At 65.9% G+C, this 16,754-nt stretch carries 17 protein-coding genes and 2 pseudogenes; 6 read left to right on the top strand and 13 right to left on the bottom strand.

Going from position 1 to position 16,754, the window contains the following annotated elements; genetic code table 11:
- Window positions 1-41: 41 nt before the first annotated feature.
- On the top strand, window positions 42-1,694 hold the full coding sequence (locus FDA38_RS12190) for a GntR family transcriptional regulator (protein ID WP_137253939.1): 1,653 nt from the start codon (window positions 42-44) through the stop codon (window positions 1,692-1,694).
- 200 nt (window positions 1,695-1,894) lie between these two features.
- Window positions 1,895-2,041 carry a hypothetical protein gene (locus FDA38_RS43035; protein ID WP_233714676.1) on the top strand — a complete coding sequence of 49 codons (147 nt, stop codon included), beginning with the start codon at window positions 1,895-1,897 and terminating at the stop codon, window positions 2,039-2,041.
- On the opposite strand, the pseudogene FDA38_RS43400 reads toward FDA38_RS43035, so the two are convergent.
- The 4 genes and pseudogenes from FDA38_RS43400 to FDA38_RS12170 form a co-directional block, all read right to left on the bottom strand.
- Window positions 2,018-2,287: pseudogene (locus tag FDA38_RS43400) on the bottom strand (sigma factor-like helix-turn-helix DNA-binding protein); the annotation flags it as partial. The gene FDA38_RS43035 and the pseudogene FDA38_RS43400 sit on opposite strands and share 24 nt — an antisense overlap.
- A gap of 5 nt (window positions 2,288-2,292) precedes the next feature.
- Complete coding sequence (locus tag FDA38_RS12180; protein ID WP_137253937.1) at window positions 2,293-2,586, bottom strand: hypothetical protein; 294 nt, start codon at window positions 2,584-2,586, stop codon at window positions 2,293-2,295.
- A gap of 398 nt (window positions 2,587-2,984) precedes the next feature.
- The gene (locus tag FDA38_RS12175) at window positions 2,985-3,926 is read right to left on the bottom strand and encodes a PIN domain-containing protein (RefSeq protein ID WP_137253936.1); all 942 of its coding nucleotides are present in this window, start codon (window positions 3,924-3,926) and stop codon (window positions 2,985-2,987) included.
- Window positions 3,927-4,034: 108 nt separating this feature from the next.
- The gene (locus tag FDA38_RS12170; RefSeq protein ID WP_233714640.1) at window positions 4,035-5,003 is read right to left on the bottom strand and encodes a restriction endonuclease; all 969 of its coding nucleotides are present in this window, start codon (window positions 5,001-5,003) and stop codon (window positions 4,035-4,037) included.
- Between the two features lie 908 nt (window positions 5,004-5,911).
- Here FDA38_RS12170 and FDA38_RS12165 point away from each other — a divergent pair.
- Both FDA38_RS12165 and FDA38_RS12160 read left to right on the top strand, forming a co-directional pair.
- Window positions 5,912-6,514, top strand: a complete 603-nt coding sequence (locus FDA38_RS12165; protein WP_137253934.1) for a M48 family metalloprotease — start codon at window positions 5,912-5,914, stop codon at window positions 6,512-6,514.
- A 311-nt stretch (window positions 6,515-6,825) separates the two neighbouring features.
- Complete coding sequence (locus FDA38_RS12160; RefSeq protein WP_137253933.1) at window positions 6,826-7,260, top strand: hypothetical protein; 435 nt, start codon at window positions 6,826-6,828, stop codon at window positions 7,258-7,260.
- A 39-nt stretch (window positions 7,261-7,299) separates the two neighbouring features.
- Here the strand turns inward: FDA38_RS12160 and FDA38_RS12155 are convergent, their stop codons facing one another.
- Together FDA38_RS12155 and FDA38_RS12150 are read right to left on the bottom strand one after the other, a co-directional pair.
- Window positions 7,300-7,683 carry a hypothetical protein gene (locus FDA38_RS12155; RefSeq protein WP_137253932.1) on the bottom strand — a complete coding sequence of 128 codons (384 nt, stop codon included), beginning with the start codon at window positions 7,681-7,683 and terminating at the stop codon, window positions 7,300-7,302.
- A 50-nt stretch (window positions 7,684-7,733) separates the two neighbouring features.
- Window positions 7,734-7,952: a hypothetical protein gene (locus FDA38_RS12150; RefSeq protein ID WP_137253931.1), complete on the bottom strand. Its 219-nt coding sequence runs from the start codon at window positions 7,950-7,952 to the stop codon at window positions 7,734-7,736.
- A 112-nt stretch (window positions 7,953-8,064) separates the two neighbouring features.
- Here FDA38_RS12150 and FDA38_RS12145 point away from each other — a divergent pair, with 112 nt between their 5' ends.
- On the top strand, window positions 8,065-8,322 hold the full coding sequence (locus FDA38_RS12145; protein WP_137253930.1) for a helix-turn-helix transcriptional regulator: 258 nt from the start codon (window positions 8,065-8,067) through the stop codon (window positions 8,320-8,322).
- A gap of 784 nt (window positions 8,323-9,106) precedes the next feature.
- Here FDA38_RS12145 and FDA38_RS12140 read toward each other — a convergent pair.
- Window positions 9,107-9,439: a hypothetical protein gene (locus tag FDA38_RS12140; RefSeq protein ID WP_137253929.1), complete on the bottom strand. Its 333-nt coding sequence runs from the start codon at window positions 9,437-9,439 to the stop codon at window positions 9,107-9,109.
- Window positions 9,440-9,794: 355 nt separating this feature from the next.
- On the opposite strand from FDA38_RS12140, the pseudogene FDA38_RS43025 reads away from it, so the two are divergent.
- Window positions 9,795-10,136, top strand: a pseudogene (locus FDA38_RS43025) (pyridoxamine 5'-phosphate oxidase family protein); the annotation flags it as partial.
- 48 nt (window positions 10,137-10,184) lie between these two features.
- Here FDA38_RS43025 and FDA38_RS12130 read toward each other — a convergent pair.
- From FDA38_RS12130 to FDA38_RS12105, 6 genes are all read right to left on the bottom strand, one after another.
- Window positions 10,185-11,117, bottom strand: a complete 933-nt coding sequence (locus FDA38_RS12130; RefSeq protein WP_233714639.1) for an ATP-dependent DNA ligase — start codon at window positions 11,115-11,117, stop codon at window positions 10,185-10,187.
- A 172-nt stretch (window positions 11,118-11,289) separates the two neighbouring features.
- Window positions 11,290-11,499, bottom strand: coding sequence for a hypothetical protein (locus FDA38_RS12125; RefSeq protein WP_137253927.1), 210 nt, complete (start codon window positions 11,497-11,499; stop codon window positions 11,290-11,292).
- A 537-nt stretch (window positions 11,500-12,036) separates the two neighbouring features.
- Window positions 12,037-12,732 (bottom strand): GAF and ANTAR domain-containing protein, encoded by a 696-nt coding sequence (locus tag FDA38_RS12120; RefSeq protein WP_233714638.1) that lies wholly within the window; start codon window positions 12,730-12,732, stop codon window positions 12,037-12,039.
- Window positions 12,733-13,488: 756 nt separating this feature from the next.
- The gene (locus FDA38_RS12115; protein ID WP_137253925.1) at window positions 13,489-14,409 is read right to left on the bottom strand and encodes a bifunctional DNA primase/polymerase; all 921 of its coding nucleotides are present in this window, start codon (window positions 14,407-14,409) and stop codon (window positions 13,489-13,491) included.
- A gap of 66 nt (window positions 14,410-14,475) precedes the next feature.
- Window positions 14,476-16,218 (bottom strand): DNA cytosine methyltransferase, encoded by a 1,743-nt coding sequence (locus FDA38_RS12110; RefSeq protein ID WP_137253924.1) that lies wholly within the window; start codon window positions 16,216-16,218, stop codon window positions 14,476-14,478.
- 80 nt (window positions 16,219-16,298) lie between these two features.
- A complete protein-coding gene (locus FDA38_RS12105) occupies window positions 16,299-16,550 on the bottom strand; it encodes a hypothetical protein (protein ID WP_137253923.1) in 252 nt (83 codons plus the stop codon).
- Window positions 16,551-16,754 lie beyond the last annotated feature (204 nt).

The raw sequence follows: 16,754 nt of genomic DNA, 5'->3' as shown, positions 1-16,754 counted from the left end.
GTGACATGTCCCGTGACATGAACTCGTGTTAACGTCGCAGCATGGCCGCATCGGGGAAGCCGCGGGAGCGTCAGCGCGGCAATATCACTGCGCTCCCCTCGGGGGCGCTGCGAGTGCGGGTGTACGCCGGTCAGGATCCCGTTACGAAGAGGCCCTTCTACCTGCAAGAAACCGTGCCACCCGGCCCGCGGCAAGCTCAGGAGGCGGAGAAGCTCAAGACCCGTTTCCTCAACCAGGTCGACGAAGGGCGGAACCCAAAGACCCGCGCCAACGTCGGCCAGCTCATCGCCAAGTACTTCGAGATTGTCGACGTCGACGTGCTGACCTTGCGGGGGTACCGCTCGAAGTACAAGAACCACATCAAGCCACTCCTCGACACAACACCGCTGGCGAAACTCGGCCAGATCGGCACCGGCGTCGAGATCCTCGATTCGTTCTACGCCGAACTCCGCCGCTGCCGCCTTCACTGCGACGGCAAAGAGTTCATCGACCACCGTACGGCGGGTGCTCATCAGTGCGACGAGCACGAGGGCAACCGCTGCCCTCGCAACAACCCTCAGGGATGCCGCCGCTGCCGCCGCATGTGCAAACCGCACGTGTGCAAAGGCCTCGGCGACTCAACCATTCGCCAGATCCACTGGATCCTCAGCGGTGCCCTCGATCGGGCAGTGGTGTGGGGATGGATCGCGGTGAATCCCGCCGAGCATGCGAGCAAGCCCGGATTGCCCACGCCAGATCCACACCCGCCGACTGTCGACGAAGTCGGTCGCCTGCTCACAGAAGCCTGGAAAGAGGACGAGGACTGGGGCGCCTTCCTATCCACGAAGACCACGACCGGCAATCGCCGCGGGGAGATGTGCGCGCTGCGCTGGAGCGATCGCACGCGCCGGGAAGACGGCGCCACGTCGGTCCTCAACGTCCGACGCTCGATCTTCGTGAACGACGCCGGCCAACTCGAGGAGAAGGACACCAAGACACATCAACACCGACGGATCGTCATGGACCCCGAGCCCGACGCCGTCCTCGACGAACACGAATCACGCTGCCGCCAGCGCGCCGCCGAGCTCGGACTCCCATTCGACCCGGACGGGTACATCTTCTCTTCAGCGCCGGACGGAAGCCGGCCGCTTCATCCGGACTCCGTCAGCAAACGCTACGCGAGGATGGCAAAGCGACTCGGAATCGAAACCGAGCTCAAGAACCACCGCCACTACAACGCAACCGAGCTGATCATGGCGGGCTACAACGTGCGTTCCGCCGCTGGACGCTTGGGTCACTCGGGGGGTGGCACCACGACGCTCCGCGTCTACACAGCCTGGTGGTCGGAGGCCGATCAGCGCGCGGCAGGAGCAACGCCCGTGCGTCTGCCCGCCAGGCCGACGGCACGTGAATCCGATGCCTCCAAGCCTGCCGTGCCGGACGTCATGGATGAAGACCTCAAGCTATACGAACGGATCGCAGCCGACCTACGCGGCGCGATTGACGCCGGCATCCTGGGGCACGGTGACCCGTTGCCGCCAGAAAAGATGTTGGCCAGCCGCTACGGTGTCTCCCCGAGCACGGCTCACCGTGCGGTCGCACTGCTCGTGGCAGGAGGCCTCGTCGCAGCATCAAGGGGAAAGCGTGCGACGGTGCTCGCGAACGACAAGGCCCCTATTGCCACTGTCACAGAACTCCGCCTGGAAGGCTCGTAGGCTTGACGGGCGCTTGGTGCGAACCGACTCATCTAGCGTCCACCCCTCGGATTCTTCGATGTCTTCAGGCGTCGTCGATAAGCAGCCTGGCGGCAACCGCCAGAGCAATACTGCGGCGGACGGCCTGTCCAACTGCGCGGCAGCGGGCATATGCAGGCCTCGCAGATCCTGGCGGTCGCTCGCGGCGCTTCCCTCCACCCGTGGCGATCACAAAAGATCAGAGGCAATCGACCGTCTCCAGGGATGCCCTGGCCGGCCTTCTGGTAAAAGCGTTCGAGAACGCGTCGGCGCAGGGGTTCGGGCAGCCGGAACCCATCGTCGAGCAACGCATCTCGAAGCTTTTGTGAGTGTGCTGGATGGCGGAGCTTGCTCATCGCCTTGCCCTCGATCTGCCGAACGCGTTCTTCCGTCACCCCATAGGGTTCGGCAATCTCAGCGAGGGTCCACGGCATGCCATCGAGTAGCCCAAATCGAAGAACCAGGATGTGAGTCTCCCCCGCTGAGAGCGCAAAAAGTGCCTCCAGCAGCCCCTCCAGGAGCTCTTCGGGCACAGCCCGCTGGGCCGTCGGGTCCTTGAAAGCCACTCGTCGCATCGGCATCAGGACTCCTTCGCCGCTACGTCCCCAGGGTGTCCGTCCGGACCGCCGTGGTCATCGTCCACGCCATCATTCTGCATGCCGATGACATCGCCGCGGAGCGGTCCACGCAACACTTCGGTCCGGGGCAGACGATCGGCCAAGCGCTTGAAGACGGCTCCTGACTCACGGAAGACCGCAGGGACGTCTTCCGGCTTCGCCTGACACAGGGCCACGACGACAATCGTGCCAAAAACAACCACGAGAAGAGCGAACGGCATCAGTGAGAGCAACAACAGCGTGACGGACGTGGACACGGCTAGGCCTCCGGGCATGACCGAGTACCCCCGAGCAGGGTCGCGATCGGGGGTACGGTTGAGGGCAACAAAAAAGCCCCCAGTCAGATCGACTGAGGGCACTGCGGGCAGACTGCCGCCCGAACTCGACCAGAATAACACGTCTGTGATTCCACGCCAAACACGAGTTTGCGCAGGTCAGGCCACGGCAGGACCTCCGAGCAGAGTTTCGTAACGCACCGGATCCACCGCCGGGCGGTGGAGGTCGGGGCCAACGACCGACGATCCGGAACGGCGCGCCGTTTCCACGGAACAGCGGGCCGTCATTGCTCCCCGAAACTTCACAAGGCTGATCAGTCGTGGCGCACTTGCGAATGGCAGGCAACGATCGCGCCAAGGCTGGCAGATCGGCTGCGCATCTACTTCGGCATTGCTGTCTCAGAGGCCTCGGCCCGAGCACGCCTGCGAGCTCGTGCCGACTGGCCGTCACTCCGTGGTGTCTCGATCTCCCTGGCGGGCTTCCTCACTAGCAGCTTGGCTCGCCGCGCGTTGAGTCCCATCCCGGTATCCATGGTCACTAGCCGGACTGGAGTGCCGGCCAAGGTCTGTACCGCGAGCGCCCGGTCGATGATCTCCGCATCCTCATCCGCAAGGGGTCGGTGCGCCGGATCGTCGTAGAAGACCCGTAAGTCGACCCGGCCTCGAGGTGTCCCCCCGAGCGAAGCCACCGCATGCCAGTCGGCGTCCTTGGACCGGATCGGCACCGTGCTGTCTGGGTCGTCCAGCAGCTTGTCAATGACGGCCAGAGTCACCGAGGCTCGATAGCGCGTGTTCTGGTTGCCCGACTCCTTGAGCCGGTCGAGTTCGCGGATGACCACCTCGGGGAGCACAAGCAAGACGTCGTCGAAGGCGATACCGAGTTCCTCGGGCCAGGGGATGCTCGCGATGACCGCGGTCGGGTCGTCGTCCTGAGTCCATGCCGGGTGGTGCAAGAAGACGCTGCTATCCACCACCGCCAGAGCCTTGCCGGCCGCGGCGGTCCACGCGGCGATCTGCTCTTGGAGCGCCTCGAATGCGGCTGTGAGCATGGCCTGCCGCTCGGACATCTCGGCTTCAAGCAACCAGAGGCCTTGTGGCGTGCCCATCAGTACCGGGTCGATTAGGCGGTAGAAGGCCGGGGTGAGCAGGAGTTGGTCTATGTCGGTCTGGGCGATCTGGCCGCGCAGCGTCCGGGCGGTGTTCATCACCCATCGGACGTAGCCGTCCTGATTGCCGTAGTTGTTGGTGATCTCGACTGATGCTTTGCGGAGCATTTCGAGGACGTGATCCCGGTTGACTCCGGGGGTCAGAGTGACGAGCATGGGCGAAATTCTGGCACGCCGGCCGCCGACGGGCCTACGTTTTTGTCACGTGCGTTACCACGCGCACAAGCACAGCCGCGACTGTAGCTTCTGGAAAGTCGCGAACTCTCAGAATGGTGGCTCGTCTGGCCACGCGACCTGAACTCCCCAGCCCGACAGTGCGGCTGTGGGCAGGGGCAGGTTGTTCACGACATAGAGGTCGAGGATGTCGTTGCGGTCCATGAAAATGATCGACCGCCGCTGTGAGGCATCTAGTGCGTTTCCGATCCATGCCCGAGCCTGTTTGGTGATCTCTCCGCCGGCCACGATGAACGCATGGTCGACCAGCACGCGCTTCCCAATCTCTGGGTCGAAAATCTCGTGTCCCAGCATCATCAGTGCTTGGTTGTGGATCTCCGCGACGTTCGCGTTCCCCGCGCGGCTCACGCCGGCCGCGTCGAGCTTGCCCTTCTTCGCCTGGAGGCCGAAGTAAAGGACGTGCTGCGTCGGGAGGGTGAACTTCATCCAGACGTCCTTGCCATACTCCAGCGCCTTGTCCTTGTGCCCGGTGGCAGTAACTCGGTGAAACCCCATCTGCCGAAACAGTGGCAGCAGAACGTCCTCGATCAGGTCATCCTCTGACGCACCGTCCAAGTAGGTACGCAGCTGCTGGCGACGTTCGAGTTCGGTTGCTGAGAACGGCCTGTGCGGGTTGTGTTCAGGAGCTGTGATGGTATTCGTTGCGACATGCCGCAGGTAACACTGCCTGTCTGGGGCGTAGTACGCCTCGAAACCCTCCCTGGCCAGCGAGGCGTTGAGCATCGCCAACGCGGCAGGGCGTTGGTCGTCTTCATCGGTGGCATCCGTCGGGTCCATGAGTCGTTGAATCACCCTGGCGAACGTCGGCGGAACCTTCCCGGTGCCTGCGTGCGGTTCCTCAAGAATCTTCTCGAGCGTCTCGGCCACCCAGCGCTGGCGAGTCGTCCCGTCGTGTGTGTAGTCGGTCTCGATGTCACTGAAGAACTCGGTGATGTACGAGCTGCTGCGGTACGGGAATGGACCCACGTTCCCGCAAATCATATCGGCCAATTGCATCATCGTCCGTCGTTTGAATCGCATCCGTCCCCCAAGAGATCCGCAGCCAGTTCGCAGGCTATCTTGCAGCAGGATCCTCTCCCGACGGAGCCTTGCGATAAGAGTCACGGAGGACTGCCGGACCGCGCTGGGTCGTCGGGGCCGTGCAGTAGGTGCCAGCGCAGTCAGTATGGCGAGCAGTTACCAGTCGAGATCCGCCCGGACATAACGCGAGTTGCAAGGTCAGCTCCGGTCTCAATGGTCCGCCGATTGCGATAGCCCAAGGAGCTACTGCGCTCGCACCCGCGCCTCCTGGTACTTGGCTCGTGCTCCGCTGCAACAACGTGCAAACGACTGTTCGACCCACAGAGACCTGACTACGCTGCGAAAGATGAATGGGGCTCATAGCAACAAACCGGTAAATCGCCCACACCAGCCAGCTCGGCCGACTCCACCACCCGTCACCGGGGTTTCTGCTCCACACTCCCCGGTGCCGCATCCGCAGGCACAGCTCGAGGTCCGGCCACAGGCACGCCTGTCTCCGCAGTCGGGAGGCCCCGACAGGGAGCGCGGCACGTCACCCGCGCCGCCGTCTCGTCGGGCCGCGTCGATCCTGCCGAATCAGCTCCGACGACCACCAGCCAGAGAAGGCCGGCGGTGGGAGCTGTCCGGCCTGACCGAGCTGATCATGGCTTTGCCGTGGCTGTGGTGGTCGTGGCTGTCGATCCAGCTCATCGGTACTCCAAGCACGACCGTCTACGTGATCGCCATGGTCGCGTGGGGGGCGTTCGCGCTGGCATCGTTGCACCCGACCGGCGAGGCGTTCCTCGCATGGAGGGTGTGGCGACTGCGTCCCCCGAACGGCCTGGAAAGTCAGCGTCTCGGACCCGCCTGGTTCGCAGTTTGCGCAGCGGCCGATGTAGACCCGAACCCTGTACCGGATATGGATTCATGAAGGCCCGGAAGCTACTGCACCACCCGTCGCGGGTTCGACGATCGCCGTGACGAGCTGGGCCGCCCTGGTCCTTCCGGCACGCAACCTCGAAGCAGTGCTGGCGCACGAACTCGCGCATCGCCTGGCGCTCCCCCGGCCGGTTTCGCTCATCGTGTGCTGCCTGTCGATCCCTGCCCGGCTGATGGGAAAGGCGCTCCGTGCGACTTGGAGACAGCCGGTTGTCGGGTTCCTGCTGAAGGTGTTCTTCGTGATCTACGCCCTCGGCATCATCGGCATTTGGGCTTGGTGGGGCTTCTCCTACGTGATCGTGTTCCTGCTGTCGCCGTTGGCCGCGCCGTTTGTCGTGCCGGCCGCCGCACGTGCTTCGGAGATGTATGTCGATCGGATCGCGCTTGACCTCGGCTACGGTCCTGCCCTGGCGGAGGTCTTCACTGGCCGCGAGTACCAGCGAGCGCAATCCTGGTCTGCGGCGCCGCAGCAAGGGCTGAAGGACTCTCAACCGCTCGATTCTGCCCGTCTACGGGCGCTGGAGCGCCTTCTCGCGTCGGCGCCTCAAGCCAGCCACCAGCCTCGTTACTGAGCACCACCGATTCCATCCGAGGCCTGTGGATAACCGCCGACAGGTCTCCCGCCGATAGGGCACTCTTGATTGCAGACCTTCGGGACGTGGCCACCAGCGCAGCACCCGTCATGCCACCGCACATGATCGGTTCCGGGGCAAGCACGCTGGAAGGCCGCCCGAAGGTCCCGCCGCGAATGGGGGGTCTGCCGAGCCGCGCTGCGTGGGTGGCGGCGTCGGTGTGTCGTTCACGCGCAAATGATGTGGTATCTGCCGCCGCTCCCGCGGCGAACATCTGGCGAGTGTCGGTGGGGCATGGGACCGTATCTGGTATGGAGCTGACGGGCAGCGACTTCGACGAGATCCGGCGCGAGCATCTACGCGGCGTGCGGCGTCACGATTTCGCGCTGGTGTGGCTGGCCGCCGAGGAGCGCGCCGACGCTCTCGCGGCGCAAGGTCGTGAAGACGGCTACCTCGCGGGCGTTGTTTCGGCTTGCCGCTGGATCGCGAACGCCGGCGTCCGATACGCACAGCCCATTAACGGTCGGCGCGGCGAGCTGGCACGGTCGCCGATCTCGCGCAAGCGTGAGCTGGCGATCGAGGAGTCGATCGAGGCAGAAGCCCTAGAAGCAGAGCGGCTGCATGCCCTCCGGCGGGAGTCGATCGATCCACCCGGTTATGTCGCGGGCGTGCATGCAACGTTCGGCTGGACGTGGCGGCGTTCGGGCCAGCCGCCGCTCGAGGTACCGGGCCGACTCGCTGGCTAGGGCCTAACTCTCCCCTTGGTTCCGCTGCGGGTCGCTTGATCAATCCCAGGTCGCACGCCAGTCAGGATGGCTGTTGAAGGCAGTTGCGAGGTGGTCGAGCTGCTCCCGCAGCACGAGCGTTTCGGGAGCATCGGCGGCCCGAGCTTCGGCGTACTGCGCGAGGACGAGCCTGAGCGCGTTGCACTGCCGGCGGATGTTGAGCGCCCAACGGAGGAACGCGGCACCACCGGGACCTTGGCTGTATTCGCGAGACTCGGTCGCGACCTCGCTCTCCCACCGCCGGATCTGGTAACTGAGGAAGTCGACCAGCGGGTCACCGCCGGAATCGGGCAGGTCAGGCGCTGGCCGCGCGAAGTGCTGGTCAATCCAGCTCTGGGGCTGACCGAGCACCCGCCGCACGTCTCCGATCCCCTTGCTCGTCATGACAGTATTAGAGCATATGTTCGATAGGCCGCTATCGGCTAAGTGTCCCCCTACATGCGGCGGCCGGCCTCCTGCGTCGTCGCAGCGGAGTTCGACTCTTCCGTCCAGCCGAACAGGTAGTGGCGCCCCGCGTCGTGGGCGACATGGTGCTTGTGTTGCGGGTCCTTTGGCTTCGTGCAGTACGAGACCGCCCATGAGTTGTGCCGGTAGGTGGCCATGCAGGCCCAGCTGTAATCTCGCTCACCTTCCGACCGATTCTCTGGCGTCATGCAAGGAATTCTAGCGTAATTCTCTACTCTCGGTCTGTGCGCATTTACAGCGTGACACGGGCCCGGATTCGCGACATGACGCCGGTCCGCGTTACTTGGCAACATGCCGGGCATGGAGCCAGAAGAGCTGGACGCCTTGGTGGCCGCGAACGTGCGCGCCGCTCGCGCCCGGCGGCGGCTCCGTCAAGAGGATCTGGCGGACGAGATGGGCTGGTCCCGGCAGACGGTGTCCACGGTTGAAGCCGGTACGCGTCGGGTGACGCTGGCTGATGCGGTGGCCCTTTGCGCTGCGCTCGAGATCGATCTGCGCGAACTGCTCCTGGGCGCGCCGGCCGAGGCTCTCCGAGCCCTGGGGATCCCGCCTGCTTGAGGGCCCGCGGACTTAGGTTGCTAGGCCATGCCGCGCGGTCGCAGAAGACCTGCGCGCAGACCGGGATGGACTGTGGGTTCGGCCTCCCGCCGGCCAAGGTCGGCGAGTAGTCGCGGGGTGGTGGTTCCCTGCCCGGCCACGCGGGGTTACCGTGGTGTTGCCGGTGATTTCTCGCCTCAGCAGGGCGCTGAGCGTCTTCGGTTCTCCCTCATGAGGTCCATACCGGGATCGGAACCGAGGTTGTGGAATGCCCGGAGTTCATTGCCGGGACCGACCGGGTCGCGGCCTTGCCGCGGTACCAGATCCATGTCGACGAAACGCTCGAGGCTCACTCGGACCGTGGTCATCGAGGTGCCGCGAATCGGGCGTGTCCGCGCTGGGATATCAATGCCGGCGATAAGGATCCAGCTTTTGGCTCTCACCGGCGAGCCGGCGGCGCGGGTCAACGCACTGCAGGCGGAGTTCCGGAATGTCGGCGTCGTGGCCGACCCCGTGTAAGCCGCCCGCGCAAAACTGAAGGTCCCGGCCGGGCCCCCCACCCCTCCTCCGGCCGGGGCCTTCGCTCCATGAAACCCGACCCCGTAGAGGTGGGGCAACAAAACCGTGTGATCCGGCCCAGCATGTCCCCGCGCTGAGAGGTTCCTGCTGTCTAAGGGGCAAGACCAGCGACTTCTCCCACCGACTCTCGCGGAGTTGCGTCTAGCGACCTTGATTCATCGTGGCTCGAGGTGGCGACTACTGGCCGTCTGTGCAACAGAATCACGCAGCCGTGGTGGTGATCGGGTCAGCTGTCTTCGCCGTCTTGTGGCAGTGTCGGAAGGTCGTCGGGCCGGAGGTCGGGGCGGTGTCGGAGGTAGCGCATACCGTGGCGGGCTTGGCCGGCCTGCGTGGAGGCGTCGGCGGCGACTTCGGCCACGACGGTGGGTTGAACCTTGGTCAGTGGCTTCTTGGAGTCGGGGCCTCCCCAGCGGTATGAGGTGATCTCGTCGGGCCATGGGTGGTCGTCGGCGGCGGGCTGGAGTACGGCGGCGAGCTGGGCGGACTGGTCGGGTTTGAGCGGCACAGTGCGGCCGATGACGACCAGTTCTCCCTGGCCGTTGTAGAGGCCGGCGATCACGACGTCGGGGCGGCTGATCGGTCCGAGAACTCCGCCGACGATGATCTCGCGGGTTTCTCGGTGCTTGACCTTCTAGAGGGTTGAGTTCGGTGTCGTGCACTGTCACGTTGAGATGGTCATTCAGTAGGTGTGCGACACCAGTTTCTGCGGCGAGGCGCGGTCGGGAAGTGACGTGGAGAGCCATGGATGAGATCCAGGATCAGATTCAGCGTCATATCGATCCGCTGGTCGGTACGGGCGCGGAGGCCGACGCTGTCGGTCAGCACGATGCTGGCCGACCATCTCGCCGAGACCCACTGAGCTGCGCCCACGGCTGTGCCGGGGCGGAATCCGCGACGATCATCAGGAGGAAACCATGACTACTCCGACGGCCCACGACTCGGCCGCGCCGCAGACCAGCGTCGGTCCCTTCTCCACGCCAGGCGCCGGCCCGACACCGTGGGAGGTGACGGAGTGGGCACTGCAGCGGATCCAGAAATTTCAGTTGTGCACGGTACGCCGGGACGGCCGGCCCCATGTGACCCCGTTGCTGGCAATCTGGGCGCTCGACGCAATGTGGTTCACCACCGGCGAGAACGAGCAGAAAGCCAAGAATGTCAGCGCCAACCCGCACTGCGCGCTCACCGCCGGAACCGCCACCCTGACCGGCAACGACTACGTCATCGAAGGCACTGCGAGCCTCGTCACCGACCAGGCCACCAGGGAAGCCGTGGCGACCGCGTTCGAACAGGCCTACGGCTGGCAGCTAACCCGCGAGGACGGAACCTGGCATCAACTGGGCAACGCCGTTCGGACCGGGAGTGCTCAGCTCTACAGGGTTCAGCCCGACAAGGCATTCGCCTTCAGCACCGGTAGCGAGTCGTCCCAGACTCGCTACCGGTGGAGCTGATTGCCCAGGACCTCGCTGCTCACCCCCGTCCGCGACACCCGTCGCGCACCGTCCAGGAACACCGCTCAGCGCGCTGACCTCGATCAACACCCGAGCGAGCTCAGACCGAACACGGTGCACCCCAGCAGAATTGAGCTTGACCCAGGCGTCGCGGCGGCCTGGCGTGTAGCGCGAGGCCGCGCCTTTGACGACGAGTCCCTCGACTCCCATCGCAGCGGGCAGCACCTCGAACCACTCGGTGGCCTCGTCGACGTCATCGGTGACAGGTGTGAGCTGCAAGGGCGGGACCCAGCCCTTGGACAGCTGCTCGAGACGTTGCCGGCGGACGGTCCAGCGCTGCGTACGCAGGTCGACACCGCCGGTGGCGAGCACGTCGAACGCGGCGTAGGAGGCCGGAAGCTCGGCCGCCTTGGCCCGGGCCTTCGCGGGGCTGGTGACGAGGCGCTGCTGAAGCGCATCGAAGCTGAGGCGACCATCGGCGCCGAGGATCACCAGCTCACCGTCGAGCACCACGCCATCGGGGACCTGGAGGATCGCGGCGGCAGCGATGTCAGGGAACCGGTCGGTGATGTCGCTGCGGTTGCGTGTCCACAGCCGCGCTGCCTGCCCGCGGCGGACGATCGCGACACGGTAGCCGTCCCACTTCACTTCATATCGTGAACCGCCCGGCATCGCCCGCGGGCCGGGGATCTGGTCGACCGATTTCGCCAGCGCGACCTCGACCGGCCCAGCCAGGTCGGCCGGGATCCGTACCTGGTCGGTGTCAGTTGGCCGACGCGCGGGACTCATCGCTGCTCCAACCGCGCCACTCCGTCCAACGTGGCCACACGACCATCCGCGGGCTCGTCACGGGCAGCGACGCGCTGCGCAACGGGCAGCACCGATGGTGCTCTGGGACCTCGGCCCCGTCGCACTTCCCGCACCGCCACCCGCCGGCCACGTCACCAGCATGCGCCCGTGCTCAGCTCATGTCACCGTACGGCGACCGGTTCGGCGGCGCCAGTGTGATGCCCTCCGACTGTGCCTTGGACCGGATCGCATCCTCGGTCCTCCCGAGTTTCGCGCTCATCACCCCCACTGGTGTGTTGCCCTCGGCAAGCTCCCGCAACTGCTGCACCTGCTCGCCGGTCCAATCCTTGCCACCGTTGCGGTTCGATGTTGCCTCCGGCATCATCTGCTCCTTCCGTCGCAGTTCTTGAACGCCCTGTACCCAGGCAACAACCGTCATTTGGCGGGGGTGAGCCGCCGCGAGCCGCGCTTGCAACTGTTGACCATGGCGCTCTGCGAGCGGTCCATGAGCACGCCTTCAGCACAGCAGACAACCTGGCGTGTGCGCAGTTGCTCAGTTGCGGACCGACGACAGGGGCAGCAGGCGGGCAGAGCGTATCGCCGTTCGATCGTCTCTCCGCTGGGACGCTGAATGCCGGCTGAATACAGGACTCGATGCTGAGAACCGGGCACTCAGGTGGCCGGAAGCCCGCGCGGGAGAGCTGGCTGCTCAGGTCACGCGCGTTGCGCCAATCAGCGCGCGTGACCGCTCCGTGCGGGCGGTGGTCGGTTCCGGGGCTGCTGGTCTGAACTCCCGGATCCTGGAGACCCTGACCTCGCGCGCGATCCGGGTCCCCTGACACCGCCGGCGCCCACCAAAGTCACACCGGCGCCTCACTAGCCACATCGCGCTCTAGGCGTCGGCGTTACACCGACAGGCTCAGCGGGGCAGCTTGCGGGTCTCGATCAGCTGGGCCGCGACGTCGCGGAGCTTGGTGTTGGTGTCTTGGGAGTAGCGGCGCAGGATCGCGAAGGCGCGATCGCCGTCGACGTCGTAGCGCTCCATGAGGATGCCCATCGCCTGCCCAACCAGTTTGCGGGCGTCGACAGCGTTCGCGAGGTTGACCTCGTGCCGGGCGCTGGCGACGGCGACGGAGGCGTGCCGGGCGAGGATCTGCGCGACTGCCTCCTCGTCGGGTCCGAACGCGTCCGGGTGGACCGAGTACAGGCCCAGCACGCCAACCGTTCCCGCTGCGGTGGTGAGCGGTACGTCGAGGACGCTGCGCACGCCGAGCCCGACGACTTTGGCGGCCCATTGCGGCCAGCGATCGTCGGTGGTCGTGTCGCGGACCAGCACAATCGAGTGGTCACGCATCGACTCGGCCAGCGGGCCTTTTCCGCCGTCGACCTGATGCTGGTAGATCTCGGCGACGACCGGATCGGTGACGGCCGGGATCTCCAGATCGCCCCGCGCGACACTCAAGGCGACGCCGGCATGCGAACAGTCCAGCGCCTGCAGCGCGAAGTCCACCACCGCCTGGACGGTCTCCTCGACACCATCGGAATCATGGAGTTCGATCGCCAGCCGGGCGAACCGCTCGGCGGCGTCACCTCCAGCCAGATCGATCGCGGACACCTCGGGCTCCTCCGGGCTTGTGAACCCGGAAGCCATGGCCTGGCCGTCGCGATCCATACCCAAGATCTTCCCAAACCGACGCCTAAACACACCCAACTCCAGCCGAACGACACTCAGCTGATCAGGCTGACACGTTCGGTGAACAAGCCCTGCCATTCAGTTGGTAGCGTGACCGTCGGCTCGTGCTGGAGATCCATGCCTCACGGAGTTCAGGACGGGGCCGCTGGACCGGGCCATCGGGCCGGGCCCCTCAGCTCGCCGGCGAGGGCCCGCCCGAGGCGTGGGGGCTTGGTGACACGGGGGTACAGCCTTCACCGAGTCACGCAGTCGCAATGACCGCCCGCACTGCACTCGACGTTACCAGCACATCGGATCTCCACCCCTGCCGACCGATTATCGGAGCCTGGCGCGCGGAGCCGTGCTGGTCGATTGTGACCGCTGGGGAAGTACCGCGGGCGGTGGTTCGCACCAGTTGAGTGCCGGACGCCCGCGACACGAGCGCGAGGAGGGGAACGTCGCGACCACTGCTGAATTTGAGCTTCTGCTGGTCAGGCCACCCGGGTGGCGGGGGCGTCAGCGCGTCCCGGAGGAACCAGAGAGTCCGGCCGCGCGCGGGGGCTCGGCGCGACCGGGCCCCAGGTCGGCGAATCGTTACAGAACCTCGGCGTGGTGTGACTGGGCTTCTTGTCGGTGCGACGTTCGCCGTCGCGTGTTCAGCTGGTGTCGCGTTCTCCGTAGTGCTTGTCGGCGGCGCGGTCAGGAGACAATGCGGCGTGGGTTGCTGAGACCGGCGGTGAGCCCGGATTCGATTGTGCGTTCGGCTTCGCGCCGGCCGAGCCCGACCCGCAGCGCGGCGGACAGCAGTTCATCACTCACCATTTGCGCATCGAGCGCGCCGGACGCCGCGACGCGTCCCAAGGCGTATGCGGACGCGTTCAGCTGGTCGTTGCGATACCCGGGCGTCGACGTGAGGAGCTTGTCGAGTTGCCCCTCCAGAGCCTTCAACCCGTAGGCCGGACCGAGTACACGCACACCTGAAGACGGTCCCGGGCACGGTGCCGGCAGAGCATGTGCGGTGAGGCCTGCGATGATCCATGCCGGCAGGATCTGGGGACGTCGGATGAGGTCGGCTCGATACCGCTGGCCTCGGGTCACCGACCCCGCTGCGACCACATAGCCACCATTGCCGCGGGTATCGATCTTCCATCCAAGCTTCCCAGCGGTATTGCCGAGGACGATCTCACCGGGCTGCCGGAAGTACAGGTGCTGTCCACCGGAGCCAGTGGTGACAGTCCAGGTACGGGGAAGCCGCTGACCGGCGATGCTGGCCAGGTGCTCGAGGACGTCGCGGCCACAAGTGACACCACGGGTGTTCCAGGGTTCAGGTGGGCTCTCGCCTAGATGCCTGGGTCGGTCCAGGTCGATCACCAGCAGGTTCGAGGGGCCGGTGGCGACACCGATGTTGTACGGAGCATCGCTCCACCACTGAGCGATCTGGCCGGGGTCGGTGGTGGCTGCGTGTGGCCAGTCGTCGACCGCCGGCCTCTTCGATCCCGGTCGGAGCGGAAACACGACCAGACCGCGGGCAGCGTGCCAGAGCGCTGACCGAGCCAATCGACCACCTCTTCCAGCACTCACGCGTTCCGGGCTGTTCACCGCACGTGCTGTGGTGCTCATTGTTGTTCTCCTAGCTGGTAAGGGGCCGGGAGGAGCGGCGCGATCGCCGCCCCTCCCCTGGCCTCGTCAGGCAGCGGGTTCGTGCCCGAGGCACGTGACGACGGCGGTGATCAGGTCACGCGCGGCGGGCGGGGTGACGGCGTTGCCGCACATCTTCACCAGGTCCCTGTTCGCGGGCGGCCTGCCGGTCTTGGGGTTGATAACGGAGAAGGAGTAGTCGGTGGGGAATGCCATTCCGGCGGCTACCTCGCCGGGCGTGAACATGCGGAACAGGCATTCGGGGACCATCTGCTCGGCGGCTTTGAGGTCTTCCGGGGTGCTCTTGGGTCGACCGCCGCGGGGGCCGGTCTGGATGAGCGATTGGTGCCCGGCGGTTGTGAAGGTGCGCAGGTAGTCGTTGACGGAGGTGGTCATTTCCGCGCCGCCGGTGTTGTTGCGGTGCACCAGCGCGTACCGGTCGACAGTGGTCAGAGCACCGAGCGGATCCGTAGCGGGCCGGGCAGTGTGGGAGTTGCCGTAGTAGGGCGACACCAGCGCGTAGGCATCACGGGTCATGAGGGTGCGCAGTGGGGCGGTGACCGGTCGGGCGTCGTCGTTCCACGATCCGCCGGCCGGGGTGACCAGTGCGTGATGGTTGCCGCTTGCACAGAACGTCGCGGCCGGTTCCAGGATCGATCGTGCATCTGAACCGCCGCCGCGCAGCTCGGCAACGAACGGCGTCACGAGTGCCGTCTCGGCGCGGGTCGTCTGCGTCCTGAACGGCAGGTCCACGGTCTGCGCCTGCTTGCCCTCGCGCCCCTCGACCGGCACCGCGAGCGCTTTGGAAGCGGTGGTGTGCAGTGTCCGGAGTACGTCGTTCATCGCCCAGGCGCGGTAGTAGGCGTCCGGGTCGCCGTGGCGCGGGTGGTTCGGGTCGGCGGCGTCGTACTGGTTCCCGGCTGCTTCGAGGTGGAACGCCTGCCCCCAGTACCGCGCGATCCCGGCCGCGATCCTGGCTCGTGTCTTGGGCTGGAGCCGGTCGCCGATGAGCTGACCGGGGATCGTCCAGTCGATCGCAGCTGCGGCGGGCAGGTAGGCCGGTTCGACGATCGTTCCGCAGGCGGCGTGCACGTACACGTACTGGTCGCGGTAGCGGCCGACCGTCCGGCCCGGCTTCCACGCCTGCCGCGATTCCACGACCTCGTCACACTTGGTGCAGTACGCGCGCGGTCTGAGGATCTGCTCGAAGTCCGGCGCCGGCGAGCCCTTCCGCCAGCAGGCGATGTAGATCCGGTCCCTGGACTGCGGTGCGGGCATCCCGTACGCCTGCGCGTGCATCGAGTTCAGCGAGATCACGCGGAACTGGTAACCCAGCTTCATCAGGTCTTGCCGCCACAGCTGCCACGCCACCCGGTACTTCGGTCGCAGCGCAATGTCCACGACGTTCTCAATGATCATCACCTGGTAGCGGTGGTACTCGGCGAACTTCAACACGTCGAACATCAGCAGCCGCGACCGTTGCGCGGCCTCGCTGGACAGCGGGTCCTCGAACAGTCCTTCCTCGATCGCGGGCAGCGGGTTGCTGTTGGCTTGGGTCCACTTCGTGCACTCCGGCGACGCCCACAGCAGGTCCGTGCGCGGGAAGTAGCCCGGGTTCTCCTTGTGCAGATCGGCGGTGGAGTGGTCGGCGTAGGGGTGGTTCAGGTTGTGTACGTCGACGGCCAGCTGCCAGTGGTTCGCGGCGATCCGTACCGTGACGCCCGGGGCCTGAACGGCGCCCGTGCTCGAGCCACCGGCACCGCAGAACAGATCGGTCAAGGTCAACGTCATCGTTCAGCTCCTTTCAGAGGTGGTGCGGGGAGCGCCGTGGGTGCGTGGTCCTTCACCACGACGCTCCCCGAGCCGGTGGGTTAGTTGGCGGCCTTCTGGGCCTGCGTGGCCTTCTCGGGCTTCTCGGTGTCGTCGATGTGGTCGTTGAGCTGCCAGTCGGCGTGGTCGGCGTCGATGCCGATGAACGTCTGGCCGCACGAGCACACGCTCAGGAGCTGGCCGTTGCGGATCGGCTGCGGTGCGGGGGTGACGTCGCGGTGCTGGGGCCAGGCAATGTTGTTGCCTTCGGCCTCTTGCTCGGTGAGCGGTTGGGTGTTGGTCGGGTTCTGCACGGTTGTCTCCTTGCGACTGGTCCGTTGCCCGCTGGTGGGCTTGTGTAGCGGCAGCCCCGTCCTTTGGGGCCTGCCGGCTACTGCCGCCTAGCGGGCCGGGTCAGAGGCTCCGACCAAGTCGGTTCCGGTCGTTGTCAGCTGGTGGACGCTCTTTGTCCTCCAGGTGAGAACTGCCGGAACCGACTTGGTTGGAGGGGACCTGGT

Source organism: Kribbella jiaozuonensis (assembly GCF_005233875.1).
GTDB classification, from domain to species: Bacteria; Actinomycetota; Actinomycetes; order Propionibacteriales; family Kribbellaceae; genus Kribbella; species Kribbella jiaozuonensis.
Note: the sequence above shows the minus strand (reverse complement) of the source record. Positions and strands in the feature narration are given on the sequence as shown.